19 protein-coding genes are annotated in these 19,480 nt (G+C 73.0%); 5 read left to right on the top strand and 14 right to left on the bottom strand.

Translation table 11 applies throughout. From position 1 onward, the window contains the following. Nucleotides 1-60 precede the first annotated feature (60 nt). Entirely contained in the window at nucleotides 61-1,128 is a 1,068-nt protein-coding gene (gene hemE, locus ACIPPM_RS01490) for a uroporphyrinogen decarboxylase (protein WP_401441884.1), read from the top strand. 10 nt (nucleotides 1,129-1,138) lie between these two features. Here the strand turns inward: hemE and ACIPPM_RS01495 are convergent, their stop codons facing one another. The 3 genes from ACIPPM_RS01495 to ACIPPM_RS01505 are packed head-to-tail and all read right to left on the bottom strand — an operon-like array spanning nucleotide 1,139 to nucleotide 4,357. Next, nucleotides 1,139-1,966: a rhomboid family intramembrane serine protease gene (locus ACIPPM_RS01495; RefSeq protein ID WP_401441885.1), complete on the bottom strand. Its 828-nt coding sequence runs from the start codon at nucleotides 1,964-1,966 to the stop codon at nucleotides 1,139-1,141. Between the two features lie 50 nt (nucleotides 1,967-2,016). Next, on the bottom strand, nucleotides 2,017-3,405 hold the full coding sequence (locus ACIPPM_RS01500; RefSeq protein ID WP_401441886.1) for an FAD-dependent oxidoreductase: 1,389 nt from the start codon (nucleotides 3,403-3,405) through the stop codon (nucleotides 2,017-2,019). 37 nt (nucleotides 3,406-3,442) lie between these two features. Further along, nucleotides 3,443-4,357: a DUF4349 domain-containing protein gene (locus ACIPPM_RS01505; RefSeq protein ID WP_401441887.1), complete on the bottom strand. Its 915-nt coding sequence runs from the start codon at nucleotides 4,355-4,357 to the stop codon at nucleotides 3,443-3,445. A 148-nt stretch (nucleotides 4,358-4,505) separates the two neighbouring features. Here ACIPPM_RS01505 and hemG point away from each other — a divergent pair, with 148 nt between their 5' ends. Together hemG and hemQ are read left to right on the top strand one after the other, a co-directional pair. After that, entirely contained in the window at nucleotides 4,506-5,951 is a 1,446-nt protein-coding gene (hemG, locus tag ACIPPM_RS01510) for a protoporphyrinogen oxidase (RefSeq protein ID WP_401441888.1), read from the top strand. Nucleotides 5,952-5,956: 5 nt separating this feature from the next. Then, nucleotides 5,957-6,688, top strand: coding sequence for a hydrogen peroxide-dependent heme synthase (hemQ, locus tag ACIPPM_RS01515; protein ID WP_401441889.1), 732 nt, complete (start codon nucleotides 5,957-5,959; stop codon nucleotides 6,686-6,688). On the opposite strand, the gene ACIPPM_RS01520 is transcribed toward hemQ, so the two are convergent. From ACIPPM_RS01520 to zapE, 11 genes are all read right to left on the bottom strand, one after another. Beyond that, nucleotides 6,685-8,310 carry an alpha/beta hydrolase gene (locus ACIPPM_RS01520; RefSeq protein WP_401441890.1) on the bottom strand — a complete coding sequence of 542 codons (1,626 nt, stop codon included), beginning with the start codon at nucleotides 8,308-8,310 and terminating at the stop codon, nucleotides 6,685-6,687. The genes hemQ and ACIPPM_RS01520 overlap by 4 nt on opposite strands. A gap of 117 nt (nucleotides 8,311-8,427) precedes the next feature. Beyond that, entirely contained in the window at nucleotides 8,428-9,222 is a 795-nt protein-coding gene (locus ACIPPM_RS01525; protein WP_401441891.1) for a TIGR04222 domain-containing membrane protein, read from the bottom strand. Between the two features lie 108 nt (nucleotides 9,223-9,330). Further along, on the bottom strand, nucleotides 9,331-10,617 hold the full coding sequence (locus ACIPPM_RS01530; RefSeq protein ID WP_401441892.1) for a DUF692 domain-containing protein: 1,287 nt from the start codon (nucleotides 10,615-10,617) through the stop codon (nucleotides 9,331-9,333). Nucleotides 10,618-10,714: 97 nt separating this feature from the next. Beyond that, complete coding sequence (locus tag ACIPPM_RS01535; protein WP_401441893.1) at nucleotides 10,715-11,431, bottom strand: peptidyl-tRNA hydrolase; 717 nt, start codon at nucleotides 11,429-11,431, stop codon at nucleotides 10,715-10,717. Between the two features lie 32 nt (nucleotides 11,432-11,463). Continuing rightward, nucleotides 11,464-12,324 (bottom strand): polysaccharide deacetylase family protein, encoded by an 861-nt coding sequence (locus ACIPPM_RS01540; RefSeq protein WP_401441894.1) that lies wholly within the window; start codon nucleotides 12,322-12,324, stop codon nucleotides 11,464-11,466. A 95-nt stretch (nucleotides 12,325-12,419) separates the two neighbouring features. Further along, nucleotides 12,420-12,746 (bottom strand): hypothetical protein, encoded by a 327-nt coding sequence (locus tag ACIPPM_RS01545; protein ID WP_401441895.1) that lies wholly within the window; start codon nucleotides 12,744-12,746, stop codon nucleotides 12,420-12,422. A 149-nt stretch (nucleotides 12,747-12,895) separates the two neighbouring features. Next, complete coding sequence (locus tag ACIPPM_RS01550; protein WP_401441896.1) at nucleotides 12,896-13,834, bottom strand: slipin family protein; 939 nt, start codon at nucleotides 13,832-13,834, stop codon at nucleotides 12,896-12,898. A 149-nt stretch (nucleotides 13,835-13,983) separates the two neighbouring features. Then, nucleotides 13,984-15,492, bottom strand: a complete 1,509-nt coding sequence (locus ACIPPM_RS01555) for a SulP family inorganic anion transporter (protein ID WP_401441897.1) — start codon at nucleotides 15,490-15,492, stop codon at nucleotides 13,984-13,986. Nucleotides 15,493-15,500: 8 nt separating this feature from the next. Beyond that, a complete protein-coding gene (locus tag ACIPPM_RS01560) occupies nucleotides 15,501-16,076 on the bottom strand; it encodes a carbonic anhydrase (RefSeq protein WP_401441898.1) in 576 nt (191 codons plus the stop codon). A gap of 78 nt (nucleotides 16,077-16,154) precedes the next feature. Beyond that, on the bottom strand, nucleotides 16,155-16,553 hold the full coding sequence (locus ACIPPM_RS01565) for a hypothetical protein (RefSeq protein ID WP_401441899.1): 399 nt from the start codon (nucleotides 16,551-16,553) through the stop codon (nucleotides 16,155-16,157). 209 nt (nucleotides 16,554-16,762) lie between these two features. Beyond that, nucleotides 16,763-17,857 carry a cell division protein ZapE gene (gene zapE / locus ACIPPM_RS01570; protein ID WP_401441900.1) on the bottom strand — a complete coding sequence of 365 codons (1,095 nt, stop codon included), beginning with the start codon at nucleotides 17,855-17,857 and terminating at the stop codon, nucleotides 16,763-16,765. Between the two features lie 36 nt (nucleotides 17,858-17,893). On the opposite strand from zapE, the gene ACIPPM_RS01575 reads away from it, so the two are divergent. Then, nucleotides 17,894-18,700 carry a pyrimidine reductase family protein gene (locus ACIPPM_RS01575; protein WP_401441901.1) on the top strand — a complete coding sequence of 269 codons (807 nt, stop codon included), beginning with the start codon at nucleotides 17,894-17,896 and terminating at the stop codon, nucleotides 18,698-18,700. Nucleotides 18,701-18,872: 172 nt separating this feature from the next. Continuing rightward, nucleotides 18,873-19,328, top strand: coding sequence for an indole-3-glycerol phosphate synthase (locus tag ACIPPM_RS01580; RefSeq protein WP_401441902.1), 456 nt, complete (start codon nucleotides 18,873-18,875; stop codon nucleotides 19,326-19,328). The last annotated feature ends 152 nt before the right edge of the window (nucleotides 19,329-19,480 follow it).

Below are 19,480 nucleotides of genomic sequence, written 5' to 3' on the forward strand. Positions count from 1 at the left end.
CATGACACCCCCCGGGGGCGGCGGCACTTCTCTTCGGCGGACCGTGCGAGACTTGCCGACGTGAGTGCCAACGCGATCCCCACGGGCCAGCAGCCCACAGCGACGTACGACAGCGCCTTCCTCAAGGCGTGCAGGCGTGAGCCCGTGCCGCACGCCCCGGTGTGGTTCATGCGCCAGGCGGGCCGGTCCCTGCCGGAGTACCGCAAGGTGCGCGAGGGCATCCCGATGCTGGAGTCCTGCACGCGGCCCGAGCTGGTCACCGAGATCACCCTCCAGCCGGTGCGCCGTCACGACGTGGACGCGGCCGTCTTCTACAGCGACATCGTCGTCCCGCTCAAGGCCATCGGTGTCGACCTCGACATCAAGCCCGGCGTCGGCCCGGTCGTCGCCGAGCCGGTGCGCACCCGCGCCGACCTCGCCCGGCTGCGCGACCTCACCCCGGAGGACGTGTCCTACGTCACCGAGGCGGTCGGCATGCTCACCCGTGAGCTGGGGTCCACCCCGCTGATCGGCTTCGCGGGCGCCCCCTTCACCCTCGCCAGCTACCTGGTCGAGGGCGGCCCGTCGCGCACGTACGAGAACGCCAAGGCGATGATGTACGGCGACCCCGAGCTGTGGGCCGACCTGCTGGACCGCCTCGCCGACATCACGGCCGCGTTCCTGAAGGTGCAGATCGAGGCCGGTGCCTCGGCGGTGCAGCTCTTCGACTCCTGGGCGGGCGCGCTGGCCCCCGCCGACTACCGCGCCTCGGTGATGCCCGCCTCCGCGAAGGTCTTCGACGCCGTCGCGGGGTACGGCGTCCCGCGCATCCACTTCGGCGTCGGCACCGGTGAGCTGCTGAAGCTCATGGGCGACGCGGGCGCGGACGTCGTCGGCGTCGACTGGCGGGTCCCGCTGGACGAGGCCGCGCGCCGGGTCGGCCCCGGCAAGGCGCTCCAGGGCAACCTCGACCCGACGGTGCTGTTCACCGACCGCAAGACGGTGGAGACCAAGGCGCAGGAGGTGCTGGACGCGGCCGCCGGTCTGGAGGGCCACGTGTTCAACCTCGGCCACGGCGTCATGCCGAACATCGAGCCGGACGCGCTGACCCACCTGGTCGACTACGTCCACCGGGCGAGCGCCCGCTGACACCCTCCGCTCACCACGCCTGACGGTGCCGCGCCCGCCTGCCGAACAGCAGGCGGCCCGGCTCCGGCGGGGGCGGGGTGCCCGCCTTCAGTGGCCAGGCCAGCAGCATCCCGGCCACGAAGCCGACGACATGGGCCGCGTAGGCCACCGTCCCGGTCCCGGCCTCGACACCGCGCCCGGACGAGTACACGGCCTGGAGGCCGAACCAGAAGCCCAGCACGATCCAGGCGGGCAGCCTCAGCGGCAGGAAGACCAGGAACGGGACCAGCACCCACACCCTGGCCTTCGGATACAGCACCAGATAGGCGCCGAGCACCCCCGCGATCGCGCCGGACGCGCCGATCAGCGGATCTCCGGACCCGGCGTTCAGCAGGGCGAAGCCGTAGCTCGCCGCGTAGCCGCAGACGAGGTAGAAGAGCGCGAAGCGGACGTGGCCCATGCGGTCCTCGACGTTGTTGCCGAAGATCAGCAGGAACAGCATGTTGCCCAGCAGATGCAGCCAGCCGCCGTGCAGGAACATCGCGGTGAACACCGACAGCACCGGCGACTTGTCGTAGCCCGGCGGCCCCATCACACACCCCGGCCCGGCCGCCCCCGTCCCCACCTGGCCGGTCGGCACCAGCTTGGGCAGCTGATGATGGATCATCTCTCGCGGGATCGCCGCGTAATGATCCATGAACGCGTGCAACTGACAGAGCTGCGCCACATGGCTCTCCCCGCCCGCCGCCCCGGCCGCACCGGGCGTCAGCAGGAACGCCAGCACACTGGCGGCGATGAGCGCATACGTCACATACGGCGTACGACGCGCGGGATTGACGTCATGGACGGGTATGACCACACAGGAACAGTGCCCACGTACGCGCCCGCCAGTCCGGCGCGGGGCCGCCGCTAACTGCTCGCGCGCACCTTCTTCACCGCCCTGCGCGCCGCCACCAGGACCGGGTCCCAGACCGGGGAGAAGGGTGGGGCGTAGCCGAGGTCGAGGGCGGTCATCTGTTCCACCGTCATCGCGGCCGTGAGGGCCACCGCCGCGATGTCGACGCGTTTGCCCGCGCCCTCGCCGCCGACGATCTGGACGCCGAGCAGGCGGCCGGTGTCGCGTTCGGCGATCATCTTGACGGTCATGGGGGAGGCGCCGGGGTAGTAGCCCGCGCGGCTGGTCGACTCGATGACGACCGACACGTACCGCAGCCCGGCCCGGTCGGCGTCGCGTTCGCGCAGGCCGGTGCGGGCGATCTCCAGCTCGCAGACCTTGCTGACCGCGGTGCCGACGACGCCCGGGAAGGTGGCGTAACCGCCGCCGACGTTGGTGCCGATGACCTGGCCGTGCTTGTTGGCGTGCGTGCCGAGCGGGATGTACTGCTCCTGCCCGGAGACCAGGTTCAGCACCTCCACGCAGTCACCGCCCGCCCAGATGTCGGTCTGGCCGCGCACCCGCATGGCGAGGTCGGTGAGGAGTCCGCCGCGGGTGCCCAGCGGCAGGCCCGCCGCGCGGGCGAGGTCGGTGACGGGCTCCACCCCGATGCCCAGGACGACCACGTCGGCCGGGTACTCCGCGTCCGGGGTCACCACCGCGCGGACCCGGCCGTCCGCGCCGGTCCGCAGGCCGGTCACCTCGGTGTCGTCCACCATCGTGATGCCCATGCCCTCCATGGCCCGCCGCACCAGAGCGCCCATGTCCGGGTCGAGCGTCGCCATGGGCTCCGCGCCCCGGTTGACCACGGTCACCTCGAAGCCGTGACGCAGCAGGGCCTCGGCCATCTCCACGCCGATGTAGCCCGCCCCGACGACCACGGCACGCCGGCCCTCCGTGCGGGCCAGCGTGTCGATCAGCGCCTGGCCGTCGTCCAGGGTCTGCACCCCGTGCACCCCGGCCGCCTCCATCCCCGGCATGTCCGGCCGGATCGGCCGCGCCCCGGTGGCGATGACCAGCTTGTCGTACGAGGTCCAGGACTCGGTGCCGGACTCCAGGTCGTGGGCGCGCACCCGCTTCCCCGCCACGTCGATCTCCGTCACCTCGGTGCGCAGCCGGAGGTCGATGTCGCGCGCCCGGTGCTCCTCGGCGGTACGCGCGATCAGCTGATCGCGGTCCTCGACCGCGCCGCCCACCCAGTAGGGAATGCCGCACGCCGAGTACGAGGTGAAGTGGGTGCGCTCGAACGCCACGATCTCCAGCTGGTCCGGTTTCCGCAGCCTGCGCGCCTGCGACGCCGCGGCCATCCCCGCGGCGTCGCCACCGATCACGACCAGCCGCTGCGGCCCCTCACGCTTGTCCATGGGAACACGCTACGGGGCGAGCGGTGCTGACGTCCTGTCACGTATGCTCGCCGCTCTCCGGCACCGGGCGCGCCTGCGGCAGCGAGCCCGGAACCGGGGCGGGCGCCGAACGGCGCGGGAGCCTCGGCCGGACCACCCGGCGCCACAGGAACACCAGCAGCGCGAGCAGCGCCGCGAACGGCAGCACCGCGCCCACCACCAGCGCGATCCAGCGCAGCATCGTCAGGAACGCGTGCCAGCCGCCCGACAGGGCGTCCAGGAAGCCGGGCGTGTCGTCGTCGGCGGCCGGATGCGCGCCCTTACCGGCCAGCGACAGGGTGATCGTCGCCAGGCCGGTGCGGTCCTTCAGCGACGCCTGCTGGGCCAGCAGCGCCTCCAGGTCGGCCTCGCGGCTGCTCAGCTCGCCCTCCAGCGCGACGACGTCGCTCAGCTTCTCCGCCCGGTCCATCAGCTTCCGGACCCGGGCGACACTGGCCCGCTGCGACGTGATCCGGCTGTCCACGTCCACCACCTGGTCGGTGACGTCCTGCGCCCGCGCGGTGCGCCGCAGCAGCTTGCCGGTGCCCTGGAGCGAGCCGAGCACCTCCTCGTACCGCTCGGCGGGAACGCGCAGGACGACACGGGTGCGCTCGCTGCCGTCGTCGTCCCGGTCGGTGCTCTCCTCGCCGACGTAGCCGCCCGCGTCCTCGGTGACCTGGCGGGCCTTCGCCAGGGCGCCGGGCACGTCGCGGACCTCGACCTCCAGGGAGGCGGTGCGGATGACGCTCGGCGTGAGCCGGGGCGCGCGGCGGGCGGACTTGCCGTCCTCGTAAGCGCCGCCGCCCGCGCCGGGAGCGGCGGTCGGGGCGTCGGCGGTGGACGCCTTGGAGTCGCCGCCCGACTCGCTGCACCCGGCGAGCGCGAGTGAGGCGGCGAGCAGGACCCCCGCCAGGACCCGGACCTGTGTACGCATGTCGGTTACCCCCCGATGAGATGCGGTGCTGTCCCTCCTTAGACGCCCGGCCTGCGGGAACGGCCGCGTTTTCCGGTCCCGATGCGGTCACGGTCCGGTGACGTACCGGCCACCGGGACGGCCCGCCCGGTCTGAGAGAGTGGGGGGCATGAGCGCAGCGAGCAAGGGCCATGTCGTCGTCATCGGAGCCGGTGTCGCCGGACTGGCCGCCGCCCACCGGGCGCTCGCGCGCGGCGCGCGCGTGACGGTGCTGGAGGCCACCGATCGGGTCGGCGGCAAGCTGCTGCCCGGCGAGATCGCGGGCCTGAGGGTCGACCTCGGTGCCGAGTCGATGCTCGCCCGCCGCCCCGAGGCCGTGGGCCTCGCCCGCGAGGTGGGCCTCGGCGACCGCCTGCAGCCGCCCGCCACCGCGACCGCGTCGATCTGGACCCGCGACGCCCTGCGCCCCATGCCCAAGGGCCATGTGATGGGCGTACCCGGCACCGCCGAAGCCCTCTCCGGGCTACTCACCGCCGAGGGCCTGGCCCGGATCGAGCAGGACGCCGAACTGCCGCCCGCCGAGGTCGGTGACGACGTGGCCGTGGGCGAGTACGTCGCCGCCCGGATGGGCCGCGAGGTCGTCGACCGGCTGGTGGAACCCCTGCTCGGCGGTGTGTACGCGGGCGACGCCTACCGGCTCTCGCTGCGCTCGGCCGTCCCCCAGCTCTACCAGGCCGCCCGCGCCCACGACACCCTCACCGCAGCCGTCCAGTCCCTCCAGGCCAAGGCCGCCCAGGCGGGACAGACCGGCCCGGTCTTCCTCGGCATCGAGGGCGGCGTCGGCACCCTCCCGCTCGCCGTCGCCGACGCGGTACGGGCGCGCGGCGGCGAGATCCTCACCCGCACCCCGGTGACCGAGCTGCGCCGAGACGGCACCGGCTGGCGCGTCACGGCAGGGGACCGCACGCTGCACGCGGACGCGGTCGTGGTCGCCGTACCCGCCCCGGCCGCGTCCGCGCTGCTGCGCGCCGAGGCCCCGGCGGCCGCCGCCGAGCTGGCCGCCGTCGAGTACGCCTCCATGGCCCTGATCACCCTCGCCTACCGCCGCGCCGCCGCGGCCCTGCCCGAGGGCAGCGGGTTCCTGGTGCCGCCGGTGGACGGCCGCACCATCAAGGCCGCCACCTTCGCCTCCCAGAAGTGGGGCTGGGTCGGCGCCGAGGACCCGGACCTCCTGGTGGTGCGCACCTCGGTCGGCCGCCACCACGAGACCGAGATCCTCCAGCGCGACGACACCGACCTCGTCCAGGTCGCCCGGGACGACCTGCGCGCCGCGACCGGCCTGGACGCCGAGCCCGTCGCCACCCGCGTCACCCGCTGGACCGACGGCCTGCCCCAGTACCCGGTCGGCCACCACGCGCGCGTGGCCCGCGTTCGCGAGCACATCGCGGGGCTCCCCGGCCTCGCGGTGTGCGGCGCGCAGTACGACGGCGTGGGCATCCCGGCCTGCATCGCCGGCGCGTACGCGGCCGTCGACCAGTTGGGTGGTGACCTCGCCGGGGTGCGCGAGCTGACGGCCAACCCGGTGCAGAGCCTGCACGGCGGAGCGGGAGAATAGGGGGCATGAGTGACGACGCCCCCACCACCGAGCCCGGCCGCATCCCCAACAAGGGCAAGCTGGCCAAGGACCTCAACGAGGTCATCCGCTACACCCTGTGGTCCGTCTTCAAGCTGAAGGACGTGCTGCCGGAGGACCGCGCGGGCTACGCCGACGAGGTCCAGGAGCTGTTCGACCAGCTCGCCGCGAAGGACGTCAAGATCCGTGGCACCTACGACGTGTCCGGCCTGCGCGCCGACGCCGACCTGATGATCTGGTGGCACGCCGAGACCGCCGACCAGCTCCAGGAGGCGTACAACCTCTTCCGCCGCACCAAGCTGGGCCGCGCGCTCGAGCCCGTGTGGTCGAACATGGCGCTGCACCGCCCCGCCGAGTTCAACCGCTCGCACATCCCGGCGTTCCTCGCCGACGAGACGCCCCGCGACTACGTGAGCGTCTACCCCTTCGTGCGCTCCTACGAGTGGTACCTGCTGGCCGACGAGGACCGCCGCCGCATGCTCGCCGACCACGGCAAGATGGCGCGTGGCTTCCCGGACGTGCGCGCCAACACCGTCGCCTCCTTCTCGCTGGGCGACTACGAGTGGCTGCTCGCCTTCGAGGCCGACGAGCTGTACCGCATCGTCGACCTCATGCGTCACCTGCGCGCCTCCGAGGCCCGCATGCACGTCCGCGAGGAAGTGCCGTTCTACACCGGCCGCCGCAAGTCGGTGGCCGAGCTGGTGGCGGGGCTCGCCTAGGCGCTCTTGCCCTTCAGCGCGTCCCGCTCCAGGGTGCCGCGTCCGGCCGGCTCGATGGGGCGCGGCTCCGGGCGCGGTTCCGGGCGCGGGGCGCAGGCGGCGCGGCGGCCGGGCAGGCGGCCCTCGAGCAGGTAGGCGTCCAGGTGGGCGTTGACGCACTTGTTGGGGCCGCCGCCGACGCCGTGCGTACCCGCGTCCCGCTCGGTGACCAGCGTCGACCCGGCCAGCCGCCGGTTCAGCTCCAGCGCCCCGTCGTACGGGGTGGCCGCGTCCCGCTCGGCGGCCAGGATCAGCACCGGCGGGGTCTCACCGGGGCCGGTCCGCACGTCGAGCGGCACCTGACGGCGCGCGGACCAGTAGGCGCAGGGCAGGTTCATCCAGGCGTTGTCCCAGGTCTCGAAGGGCGCGGTGCGGGCGAGGCGGGTGTTGTCGCGGTCCCACACCCGGAAGTCGGTCGGCCACGGCGCGTCGTTGCACTCGACGGCCGTGTACACCGCGCTGCCGTTCTCCGCCTCGGCGGCCGTCTCCGGGCTCGGCGCGGCCAGCCGGACCAGGGGCTTGGCGTCGCCCTTCAGATAGGCGGCGAGGGCGGCGGCCCGGCTCGGCCAGTAGTCGTCGTAGTACCCGGCCATCAGGAACGTGTTCTGGAGCTGACCGGGGCCCACCTTGCCGTCCGCGGGGTGCGCCTGGAGCTTGTCGCTCGCGGTGTCGTAGGAGCGCTGGACGGCGGCCGGGGTCGTGCCGAGGCCGTACACACTGTGGTGGCGGGCCACCCAGGTGCGGAAGTCCGTCCAGCGGTCCTCGAACGCGGCCGACTGGTCCAGGTTCTCGCGGTACCAGACCTTTGCCGGGTCCGGGTCCACCGCCGAGTCCAGCACCATCCGGCGCACATGGCCGGGGAAGAGGGTGGCGTACAGCGCGCCCACGTAGGTGCCGTACGAGCCGCCCATGAAGGTCAGCCGGGGCTCGCCGAGCGCGGCCCGCAGCACGTCCAGGTCACGGGCGTTGTTGAGCGAGTTGTAGAACTCCAGCCCGCTGCCCGACCGTTCGGCGCAGCCGCGCGCGTACGCCTTCGCCCGCGCGATCCGCTCCCGCTTGTACGCCTCGTTGGGGTGGACCGGGGCGAGTGAGGGCGCCTTGAAGAACTCCTCCGGCTTCTCGCAGGACAGCGGGGCCGAGGGCGTCACCCCGCGCGGGGCGTAGCCGACGAGGTCGTAGGCGGACGCGATCCGCCGCCACTCGGGGACCACGCCGATCATCGGGAAGTTCAGGCTGGAGGCGCCGGGGCCGCCGGGGTTGTAGACCAGTGCGCCCTGCCGGGGCACCTTGCGCTTGCTGTTGGCCGGGTCGCGCTGGGTGGCGGGCATCCGGCTGATCGTCAGCTCGATCTGCCTGCCGCCGGGGCGGGCGTAGTCCAGGGGGACGCGTACGGTGGCGCAGCGCATCGCGGCCGGGGCCTCGTCGGGGCAGGCGCCGAAGTCGAGGCCCGCCGCGCGCGCCCGGGCGGCGGCGACGGCGGTGCCGTGCCGCTCGGCCGTGCCGTGGGCGCCGTGGGCCGGTGGCACGGCGAGGCCGGTCAGCAGCAAGGAACCGGCGGCCGAGTACAGGGCGGCAGCTCTCATCGGGCATCCCTTCGGTGCGCTCCGGCGATGGCACGGCTGCCATGGCCCGGCGGCGACAGAAGGGATGTTTCGGAAGCGGCCTCGGGGAAGGCAAGCACCGGCACGCGTGTGTCGGCGTCAGTGCTCCCGGTGCGCCCCCGGCGCATCGCGGTGGGTGAACGCGGCCCGCAGTTCGGGCTCGTTCAGGGCGCGCACGCCCCGCATCGCGAGCCGGGTGAGGAAGGAGCCCTCGTCGCCGTCTTCGGCCGGACGCCGGGCCACCTCCCCGAGGAGGCGCTGCCCGGTGGGGGAGGCCCAGCGCGGGTAGGGGTGCACCTCGACACGGGCGATGGCCAGACAGCTCAGGGTGAGGACGAGGGGCAGCGCGAACCACATGGCGAGCTGGAAGCGCGGCAGGTTCACCGGGACCGGCATGAGCAGCGCGGTCGTACCCAGCGCGAGCACCGCCACGGCGGCGGCCCGCACCTGGCGCACCCCGGCGGCCACGGTCGTGCCCGTGTCGTAGGGGACCGCGAGTCCGGCGCCGATCAGCCGGTCGGCGAGCCGCTGCACGGCCTCCGTACCGGCCGCGGCCGCCCGTACGGGGGCGATCCGGGACTGTCCCCGCGGGCCGATGGCGCCTATGACGGAACGTTCCATCTCGTCACGCCCGCGCGGGTCCACCACGGTGGCCCAGCCGGTGTGCGCGAGCAGTAGACGGCGCTGCCGGGCCATCCGCACCATGGCGAGGTCGGCGACGCGGGAGGGGCCGCCGGACAGGAACGCCGTCTCGTACAAAGTCAGTTCGCGGTCGTGGCCGGTCGCCCGCGCCGCGCGGTCCGCGACGGCCGCGCGGACGGCGGCCAGACAGAGCCGGGTGCAGGCGATGGCGGCGAAGGCCCAGGCCGGAAGCAGGAGGAGGACCCAGAACATGAGGTTTTTCTATGCCAACGGCCCCTGAAAAACCATGGCTTGTTCAATATGCGGACAGAGCGTTGCCGATATGTGACGTTCCGTTTTTCCCGCAGGTCGGGAAGGGGATCAGCGCCGCCCCGGCAGCACCCGCCTGGCCAGCCGGGCGGCCGGGCCAGGGGTACGGGGTGCCGGGCCCGCGCGGTCGAGCCACCACTCCCGCAGCCTCCTGCGGGCCCGCGCGTCGGTGGGGCGGCCCGTCTTGAGGAGCTGGGCGGCGAACTCCAGCGCGTCCTGCCGGTATCCGCCGCGCATCGGCCGGGTGCGCGCGTAGCCGAGGAACGCCTCCCGGTACCCGGCGCCGAGGATCACCGGCAGCTCGGGCGCCACCTTGGCCACCACGTCCGCCCGCTTCACCGCGAGCGACCGCGCCTGGACGCCCATCCGCCCCCGGTCGAACCCCTCGGGCAACGGCGTCCGCGCCACCAGCGCCGACAGTACGGCGGTCTGGGCCACGGCCACCCGCTGCCGGGCCTCGGCGGAGGCGTCCGGCGGGACGGGGAGAGTCTTCTCCCGGAGGATGCGCGCGGCCCCGCCCCCCTTCCGTACCGCCTCCCCGATGGCCGTCAACTCCCTCTCGAACTCGGCTGGTTCGGGGAAGTTCTCGTCCCGCTCCAGCAGCACGCCGGGCGGTGCGACGCGGGACGCCAGGTCGGTCAGGATGTCCAGCACCGGACGCGGTACGGGGTGCGCGTGGCTGTCGTGCCAGACGCCGTCCCGCTCGAAGCCGCCCGCGACATGCACGTAGGCCAGCGCCTCCAGCGGGAGCCGGTCCAGCGCCTCGGCGGGGTCCTCGCCCCGGTTGACGTGGTTGGTGTGCAGGTTGGCCACGTCGATGAGCAGCCGTACACCGGTCCGCTCGACCAGCTCGGCCAGGAACTCGCCCTCGCTCATCTCCTCGCCGGGCCAGGAGAACAGCGCGGCGATGTTCTCCAGCGCCAGCGGCACCGGCAGCGCCTCCTGCGCGATCGCCACGTTCTCGCACAGCACGTCGAGGGCGTCCCGGGTGCGGGGCACGGGCAGCAGATGGCCCGCCTCCAGCGGCGGCGACGCGGTGAGCGGCCCGCCCGCGCGGACGAACGCGATGTGCTCGGTGACCAGCGGAGCCCCCAGCGCCTCGACCCGCTCGGCCAGCGCCCGCAGCCGCCCCTCGTCGGGCCGGTCCGCGCCGCCGAGGCCGAGGGAGACACCGTGCGGGATCACCGTAACCCCGCGCTCCAGCAGCCGCAGCAGCGGCTCCGGGAGATGGCCGGGGCAGACGTTCTCCGCCACGACCTCCACCCAGTCGATCCCCGGCATGCCCGCCACGGCGTCCGCGATCTCCGGCCGCCACCCGATCCCCGTCCCGAGCCGCATCCCCGTCCCCCTCCTTCGTCTGCCGGGGGTATGGCCCCGGCGCGGGCCCGTGAACCGCCGGGGCGGGGGGTTCAGAGCAATATTTGAGGTTCGCCGGTCAGCGGAGCGCCGGATGGTCCGCGACCACCGTGGCGGAGCCCGGGGCGATCTCCGTGAAGCCCGCGTCGCGGACCAACGGCAGGCCACCGGAGGTGAGTTCGCGCCAGTGGGCGGGGGTGGCGGTGCGGACGGTGAGGGGGTAGCCGTCGGCACGCCAGGCTTCGCGGGCCGCGTCGGACAGGGCCCACCAGGCGACCTGGGCGCCGTGGCCGACCTGGGCCATCTCCTTGCCTGCCGACATCTTCAGGTCCGGGTTCAGCCAGAGCACGGGGGCGGTGCGGTCGGGGTCGGCCGGGGGCTCGGGGTCGTCCAGTTCGGTGCCGGAGACCTGGAGCTTGGCCAGCTCCTTGGGCCAGCCGTCCAGCGGGATCGGCGGGAAGACCCGTACCTCGGCGGCGGTTCCGGGTACCGTGATGCCGGGCAGTTCCGTCGCGCGGCGCCACTCCGCGCCCCGCGCCCGCCGGACCACCTTGCGGATGCGGGCGTCCTCCCAGTCCCGTACCGCCTCGGCCCACTCGCCGTCGCCGCGCGCCCGCTCGTCCCCGAGCAGGACGAGCACGGCGCGTGCGGCGGTCTCCAGCGCGTCGGTACGGTCGGGCGGCGCGCTCTTCTCGATCCGTACGACGAGGGGCAGCACGAACTGCGGGGCCTCGTCGCGCGGGGTGGGCTCGGTCTGGAAGGGGCTGTCGCCGGGGGCGGCTGGCACATGGGTCACGTCGGCCAACCCTACGAGCAGTCCGGCGCCGGTCAGCGCGGGGTGCCGGACTCCCGGATCAGCTCCGAGACCTTCACGAACCGGTAGCCCTTCTTGCGCAGCTCCGGCACCACCGAGCGGACGACCTTCTCGGTCGTCGGGGCGGCGCTGCGGGTGCAGTGCATGACGACCACCGAACCGGGCTTCACCCCGTCCAGCACCTGCCGCACGACCGCGTCGGCGTCCGTGGCGAAGGCGTCGCCGCTGATCACGTCCCACTGGATGGCCGTGACTCCGGCGCCGCTGATGGCGCGCAGCGCGTCCCGGTCGTAACAGCCGCCGGGGAACCGGAAGTACGGCATCGGGTGCGGCACGCCCGCCTTGCGCAGGGCGGCGTACGTGCGCTGGACCTCCGTCAGCTTGCCGTCCGGGGCGACGGTCGGCAGGCCGTAGCAGTCGCCGGTGAAGGAGTAGTGGCTGTAGGAGTGGTTGGCCACCTCGAACTGGGCGTCGTGCCCGAGGGCGCGGGCCTGGTCCGGGTACTCCTCGGCCCAGCGGCCGGTCATGAAGACGGTCGCCGGGACCTTCAGCGTGCGCAGGGCGCTGATCAGACCGGGGTTGTCGAAGCGCTCACCGGCGGCGGCGCGGGGCCCCTCGTCGGCGGTCATGTCGGCGTCGAAGGTCAGCGCGACGGTCTTGCCCCGGTCGCGCGGGCCGTGCTCGAACACGGGGGTGAGGCCGCCCGGACCCGCCGCCATGGTGGGCGGACCGGACGGCGACGGGGACGGGGAGGCGGAGGCATGGGGCTCGGCGTGGGCCGGGCGCACGGGTTTGGCGGGGTCCGCGGTACCGCAGGCGGCGAGAGCCGCGCCCAGGACGCAGACGGCGGTGAGACGGCGTGCGAGTGCAATCACCGTATGAAAATAGGACTACCGAGTTGCTTCTCTGTTCATCCCCCCACCGACGCGGCGGCACGGTCACCCGCGCGGCGTCTTCGCGGAGCGATCTCTCAGAAGCCCGGGACGGGAACGAGGCTCGGCCACCACGGGGGCACGCCGTCGGGACAGAAGGGGGTGGGGGTGCCGTCCAGGAAGACGGAGACGGCGCACCAGGCGAGGCCCAGGAGCGTCACCGCGAGGGCGATGGCGTGGGGGAGGGGACGGCTCCCGAGCAGGGTGCCCACCGCGACCCAGGCCAGCAGGGAGACCGTCCAGAGGCCGGGGATGAAGATCACCAGCAGGAAGAGGTTGTCGGCCGAGGCGTTCGTCCCCGAGTCGCAGGTGCGCCACGACCTGCCGAGCAGCAGACCGGTGGCCGGCGCGACGGCCAGTGTCACCGCCGTCCCGAGGCATCCGTGCAGGCGTCGATTCTCCACAGGCCCCCCGTCCGCCGTCCGCTGCCGGAAGCACCGGAACATCCCCGCGCGCCGACCCTAGTGATCGCACGAACGGTCGGACAAGTGTTCGGGGCGCAGGGGAACGCGCTCTACCGGGGCCCCGGTGGGCCGTCCGTGGTGCTGAGGCGCTCCGGTGGCTGGTCGAGTATCGCGCCGAGTTCCGGGGTCCTGGTGACGGCGTCGAGATCCGGGGTTCCGGAGAGGGGGACCGGCTCGACCGGGGCGGGTGGTTCCTCCGGCTTCGTGGTCTGCTCGGCGGGTGCCGGGTCGCGGGCGCCCCGCTCCAGGAAGTGGAGCAGCTCCACCGGGATCGGCAGGACCAGGGTCGAGTTCTTCTCGGCCGACACCGCCATCACGGTCTGGAGCAGCCGGAGCTGGAGTGCCGTCGGGGTGTCCGACATCTGCTGCGCGGCCTCGGCCAGCTTCTTGGACGCCTGGAGTTCGGCGTCGGCGTTGATGATCCGGGCCCGGCGCTCCCGGTCGGCCTCGGCCTGGCGGGCCATCGACCGCTTCATGGTGTCCGGCAGGGAGACGTCCTTGATCTCCACCCGGTCGATCTGGACGCCCCAGCCCACGGCCGGGCTGTCGATCATCAGCTCAAGACCCTCGTTGAGCTTCTCCCGGTTGGACAGCAGATCGTCGAGGTCGCTCTTGCCGATGATCGACCTGAGCGAGGTCTGCGCCATCTGCGAGACCGCGAACTTGTAGTCCTCCACCCGCACCAGCGCGCTGGTCGGCTCGACGACCCGGAAGTAGACCACCGCGTCCACCCGCACGGTGACGTTGTCCCGCGTGATCCCCTCCTGCGCCGGGATCGGCATCGTGACGATCTGCATGTTCACCTTGTGCAGCCGGTCCACGAACGGGAGGATCAACGTCAGTCCGGGCGAACGGGGTTCGCCCGTGATCCGCCCCAGCCGGAACAGGACCCCTCGTTCGTACTGCTTGACGACTCGCATGGCCGAGGCCAGCAGGACGAGACCTATCCCACCGGCCACCGCTATGAGCGTGATCACGATCTCCAACATGGTCGCCCCCCTCACCGAGAGGTCCGATTTGCTCACTTACTCAACAGTACGTCCTGTATGCGAGCGGAAGCTATGGCCTGTACATGAGGACAGGGCCGGGGCCCCGGGATCGCTCCCGTCGCCCCGGCCCCGTCGGCGGCCGTGGTGGATCAGCCCGCCGGGGTCTCGGCGTGCTCGTCCCGCTTGACCGGAGTGGTCAGCCGCACCGGTTCCGTACCGGCCGCGCTGTGCCGCTCGGCCCAGTTCTCCAGGGCGGTGCGGCAGGCGTGGTCCAGGTGCAGCAGGCCGGAGAGGTCCAGCCGGACCGGACGGTCCTTGGGCAGCGCCTCCAGGCTGTCCAGTATCTTCGGCAGCCGGAGGAAGGTCGCGTTGCCCGAGAGGTAGGCGTCGACCGGGCCCGCGCCCTTGTCTATGACGGTGACCTTGATGTGCGACGCCTCCCAGGCGGTCTTGACGATCGCCAGCGCCAGCCCGATGAGCACGCCCTCGAACATGCCGACCGCCACGATGGACACCGCCGTCACGGCCAGCACCAGCGCCTCGCCCCGCTGCTCGCGCCACAGCCCCGCCAGCGACTTGACCGGCACCAGCTTGGCCCCCGAGTAGATCAGGATGCCCGCCAGCGACGGCAGCGGGATGTAGGCGAGGACGCCCGGCAGCAGCGCCGCGAACAGCAGCAGCCAGACACCGTGCATCACCCGGGACGCCTTGGTCCGCGCGCCCGCCTGCACATTGGCCGCGCTGCGCACGATCACCGCCGTCAGCGGCAGCGCGCCGAGCAGCCCGCACACCGTGTTGCCGACGCCCTGGGCGGTCAGCTCACGGTCGTACTCGGTGCGCGGCCCGTCGTGCAGCCGGTCCACGGCCGCCGCGCTGAACAGCGACTCGGCCGACGCGATCAGGGTGAACGCGACGATCGTGCCGAGCACCGCCACGTCCGCGAACTCGGCGAAGGCGCTCAGCGGCGGCGGCTGGACGGACCCCAGCAGCCCCTGCACCTCCACCATCGCCACCGGCATGCCGAACACCAGCGCCGCCAGCGTGGCGAGCCCCACCGCGGCCAGCGGTCCGGGCACCGTACGCACCTTCGCCGGGAGGTGCTTCCACAGCACCATGACGGCGATGGTGCCCGCGCACAGCGCCAGCGACGCGAGCGCCCGGCCGTCCCCGAACGCGCCCGCGAGACCGCGCGGCAGACCGAGCATCTTGTCCAGCCCGGCGTCCGGAGCCTTGGCCGCCATGGCCGGATACAGCTGCCCGGCCACCAGGACCAGGCCGATTCCGGCCAGCATCCCCTCCACGACCGCCAGCGATATGGCCCGGAAGTACCGCCCGAGCCGCAGCGCGCCCATCGCGACCTGGATCAGGCCGGTGGCGAGCACGATCGCGCCCAGCACCGGCAGCCCGAACTCCTTGACCGCCTCGAAGACGAGCACGGTCATCCCGGCCGCCGGACCGGACACCTGGAGGCTGCTGCCGCGCATCACCCCGGTGACCAGACCGCCCACGATGCCGGTGACGAGCCCCAGTTCGGCCGGGACCCCGGAGGCGACGGCCACGCCCACGCACAGCGGGAGCGCGACCAGGAAGACGACGAGGGAGGCAGCGAAGTCCTGCCGCAGATGCGGCGCGCGGGATATGAGACCCCGCCCGGTCATCGGCGCGCTCACAGGGCTTCGAAGGTGTCGGTCCCGGCCCGGTGCGTCCGCACGGACCCGGTGTGCACCTCGTAGTACCAGGCGTGCAGGCCGAGCGTGCCCTCCGCCGTCTTGCGCTCGACGCAGGGGTACGAGCGCAGACGCAGCAGCTGGGTCAGGGCGTGGCACTGCACACCCTCGGCGACCTCCGGGTCCTCGGCGGCCCCGGCCGGACGCGGGGCACCGGCCAGCCAGTCGCGCACGGCGGGTACGGCGGTGAGGTCGTCGCCGCGCACCAGGGCGCCGACCGCGCCGCAGTGCGAGTGACCGCAGACGACGATGTCGCGCACGCCGAGCACCTCGACGGCGTACTCGATGGTGGCGGCCTCGCTGGTGGGGTGCTGCGAGTCGTGGGGCGGGACGATGTTGCCCGCAGTGCGCAGCTCGAACAGCTCGCCGGGGCGGGCGCCCGTGATCAGGGCCGGGACGACCCGGGAGTCGGAGCAGGTGATGAACAGGACCTGGGGTGACTGGCCCTCGGCGAGGCGGGCGAACTCCTCGGGGCGCCGGCCGAACGTGCGGGCGTAGTCGATGAGGGGCTGCATGATGTCTGGATTCCTCCTGGCGCGCCTCGATGGCGCGTCGGACGTGCACGGCTGTGGTGGGGGGAGCGAGCCCGCCCCTCAGCAGCGGAAGACCTGCAGGACTGCCGGGGATTGGGCTCCGGAGGATCTCGTGACGTGGGCGCCGGTGGAGCCGGAACCCGAGGGCGGCGCGGGCTCGGCCGGGCGCCGGGATATGAGGGGGCGCTCCAGCGCCGGGGTGGGCGCGGTGCCGCGCTGGCGGTGCCGGTCGGCATGGGTGGCGACGGGCGGTGTCTTGGGGTGGCGGGGTTCGCGGACGGTGTCCGCGGCTTCGCCCGCCGACTGGGCGACGAGGACGATCCCCGGCGCGTCGTTGGCCCCTGCCTCACCGAGCGTATGTGCGGTGGCGAAGGGTCCGGCGGGTGCGAAGAGCTGGAGGGAGAGCAGCGCGACCGCGAACAGGGCGAGCACCCCGCCGAGCGTCCTGCCTCGGAACATGCGCACCCCCCTGCGGAATCCGTATCTCTTGTACGCACCAAACATTGGTCAATGGATGGTCAAGAAACACGTTAACCCGGCGAGCTGCTTTGCAGGGTTAACGGCGGGTTACATGCCGCAGGAAGCGTGAAAAAAGCGGGTCAAATGGCTGAAATCAGCACTTGACCCGCATAAGTCGATGAGATATCAGAAACAGGGTGGCCGGTCGGTTACTCCGCCACCAGGGCCTTCGCGTCGCGCGCCAGCGCGGTGAGCCGGGAGATCGCGCGGAAGTACTTCTTGCGGTAGCCGCCGTTCAGCATCTCCTCGCTGAACAGCTGGTCGAAAGGCAGCCCCGAGGCCAGCACCGGGACCTCGCGGTCGTAGAGCCGGTCCGCCAGCACCACCAGCCGCAGCGCCGTCGACTGGTCCGGCACCGGCCGCACATCGGTGAGGCACACCGCGCGCAGCTCGTCGGTCAGCGCACCGTACCGGCTCGGGTGCACCTTGGCCAGGTGCTCCAGCAGCCGCGGGAACGCGTCCAGCGAAGCACCCTCCGCGCGGTACGCCGCCTTGGTCACCTGCTCGTCGGAGTACGGCGCCGGGGCCTCGGGCAGACCGCGGTGGCGGTAGTCCTCGCCGTCGATGCGCAGGGCGCGGAAGTGGGCGGACAGGCCCTGGATCTCGCGCAGGAAGTCGGCCGCCGCGAACCGGCCCTCGCCCAGCTTGCCGGGCAGCGTGTTGGAGGTGGCGGCCAGCGCCACGCCCGCCTCGACCAGCTTGCCGAGCAGGCTGGAGACGAGGACGGTGTCACCGGGGTCGTCCAGCTCGAACTCGTCGATGCACAGCAGGGCGTGGCCGGACAGGGTCCGCACCGTCTGCTGGAAGCCGAGGGCGCCCACCAGGTTGGTCAGCTCCACGAAGGTGCCGAACGCCTTGCGGGAGGGCTCGGCCGGGGTGGCGTGCCAGAGCGAGGCGAGCAGGTGGGTCTTGCCGACGCCGTAGCCGCCGTCCAGGTAGACACCGCGCGGGCCGGTCGGGGCCTTGGCCTTCGCGCGGCCGAAGCCGAACAGGCCCCGCTTGGCCTCACCGGGCCGGGCGCCGCCGAGTCCCGCCGCGAAGCCCTCCAGCACGCCCACGGCGTCGGTCTGGCTGGGCTGGTTCGGGTCCGGGATGTAGGTGGCGAAGCGCACCGAGTCGAAGCGGGGCGGCGGCACCATCTCGGCGACCAGACGGTCGGCCGGGACGTGCGGCTCGCGCGCGCACAGGGACAGCGGAACCGCTTCGGTCAGCGGACTGGAGCCGGAGGCTGCGGTGGAGGACACGGTTACCCATGCTAATCGCCATGTCACACTGCACGAATGCGACGCCTGTTCCCTGTGACCGACGAAACAGCAGCTCGGGCCCCTGACCGGGAGGGCGAGGAGCCGGACGGGACCGGTGAGTGGAGTCTCGCCGAACTGGCCGCCGCCTACGCCTATCCCGCCTCCGACGACGGCGGACCCCGCACCTGGCTGCGGGCCAACATGGTCTCCACCCTCGACGGCGCCGCCCAGCACGACGGCCGCTCCCAGCCCATCTCCTGCCCCGCCGACATGCGGATCTTCGGCACGCTGCGGGCCCTCGCGGATGTCGTCCTGGTCGGTGCGGAAACGGTTCGGCAGGAGGGGTACCGGCCCGCTCGCGCCCGAGCCGAGTTCGCGCGGGCCCGGGAGGCCGCCGGGCAGGGTCCGGCCCCGGCCGTCGCCGTCGTCTCCGGCAGCCTCGACCTGGACTTCTCGCTCCCGCTGTACACCTCGCCGCTGGTCCCGACGGTCGTCCTCACCGGTACGGACGCGCCCGCCGGCCGGGTGGCCGCCGCCGAGCGGGCCGGGGCGCGGGTGATCGTCGCGGGGGAGGGGCGGCGGGTCGACCCGGTACGCGCCGTGCGCGCGCTCACCGGGCTCGGGTACACCCGGCAGCTCACCGAGGGCGGACCGCGGCTGCTCGGCCAACTGGTCGCCGCCGATGTGCTGGACGAGCTGTGTCTGACGCTGTCGCCCATGCTCACGGCGGGCGACGCGCAGCGCATCGCGGGCGGTCCCGGTGTGTCGGTGCCACGCCGGTTCGCGCTGGCGTCCCTGCTGGAGGAGGACGGATTTCTGTTCGGACGGTACCGCCGTCCCTGAAACAGCGGAATCTACCGTTCCGTTTAGCTTCCGGGGGGCACACTTAGTCCCGGCTCCCCGTGCGGTTACGCGGCAGGATGGTTTCCGCAGGGCCTGTTCGGGCCAACGGAGGGACAGAGGGTCATGAGGGCCCTCGAAGGAGAAGAGGCGGCTGGTGTTCACAAGCGTTCTGATGATCGAGAAAGCCCTGACGTCGGCCGACGTGGAGTTCGTCACGACCTTGCACGGCGACGAGCCGGTCTTCTTCCACGTGCTGCTCCAGCCACGCGGCGATCAGGCCGACCGCCTGCTGCGGGCCATCGACGACATCGCGCTCGGCGAACTGGACGAGGCCGTGCACGAGGGTGAGACGCCCGAGGGTTCGGACGCCCGGAGCGTGGCGGAGAAGGCCCTGGAGGTGTCCCTCCAGGCGCTGCGCGCCGCCGGGAGCCAAGCCGAGGGCAGGCTCGTGGAGAACCACCCGCTGGACGCGCTCAAGGCGCTGGTCGCCGAGGTGCACGCCGACGAGGTGATCGTGCTGACCGACCCGCACTACGTGGAGGAGTTCTTCCACCGCGACTGGGCCTCCCGCGCCCGCCACAAGGTGGGTGTACCGGTACTGAAGCTGTTCTCCCACAGCAAGGCGTAGCCCTGCGGGGCTTCGGCGGCTGATCGGGCACCGGGTACGCGGGCGGGGACCTCGTGCGGCCGTACCGGGCCGGGGGCCGGCGTGCGGCGTCCGGACCTGTGCCGGGGGCCCGCACGCCGGCCCCCGGTCCGGCCGGGGTCGCGCGTCGCGCC

It is taken from the genome of Streptomyces sp. NPDC090119 (assembly GCF_044747085.1).
GTDB lineage: Bacteria > Actinomycetota > Actinomycetes > Streptomycetales > Streptomycetaceae > Streptomyces.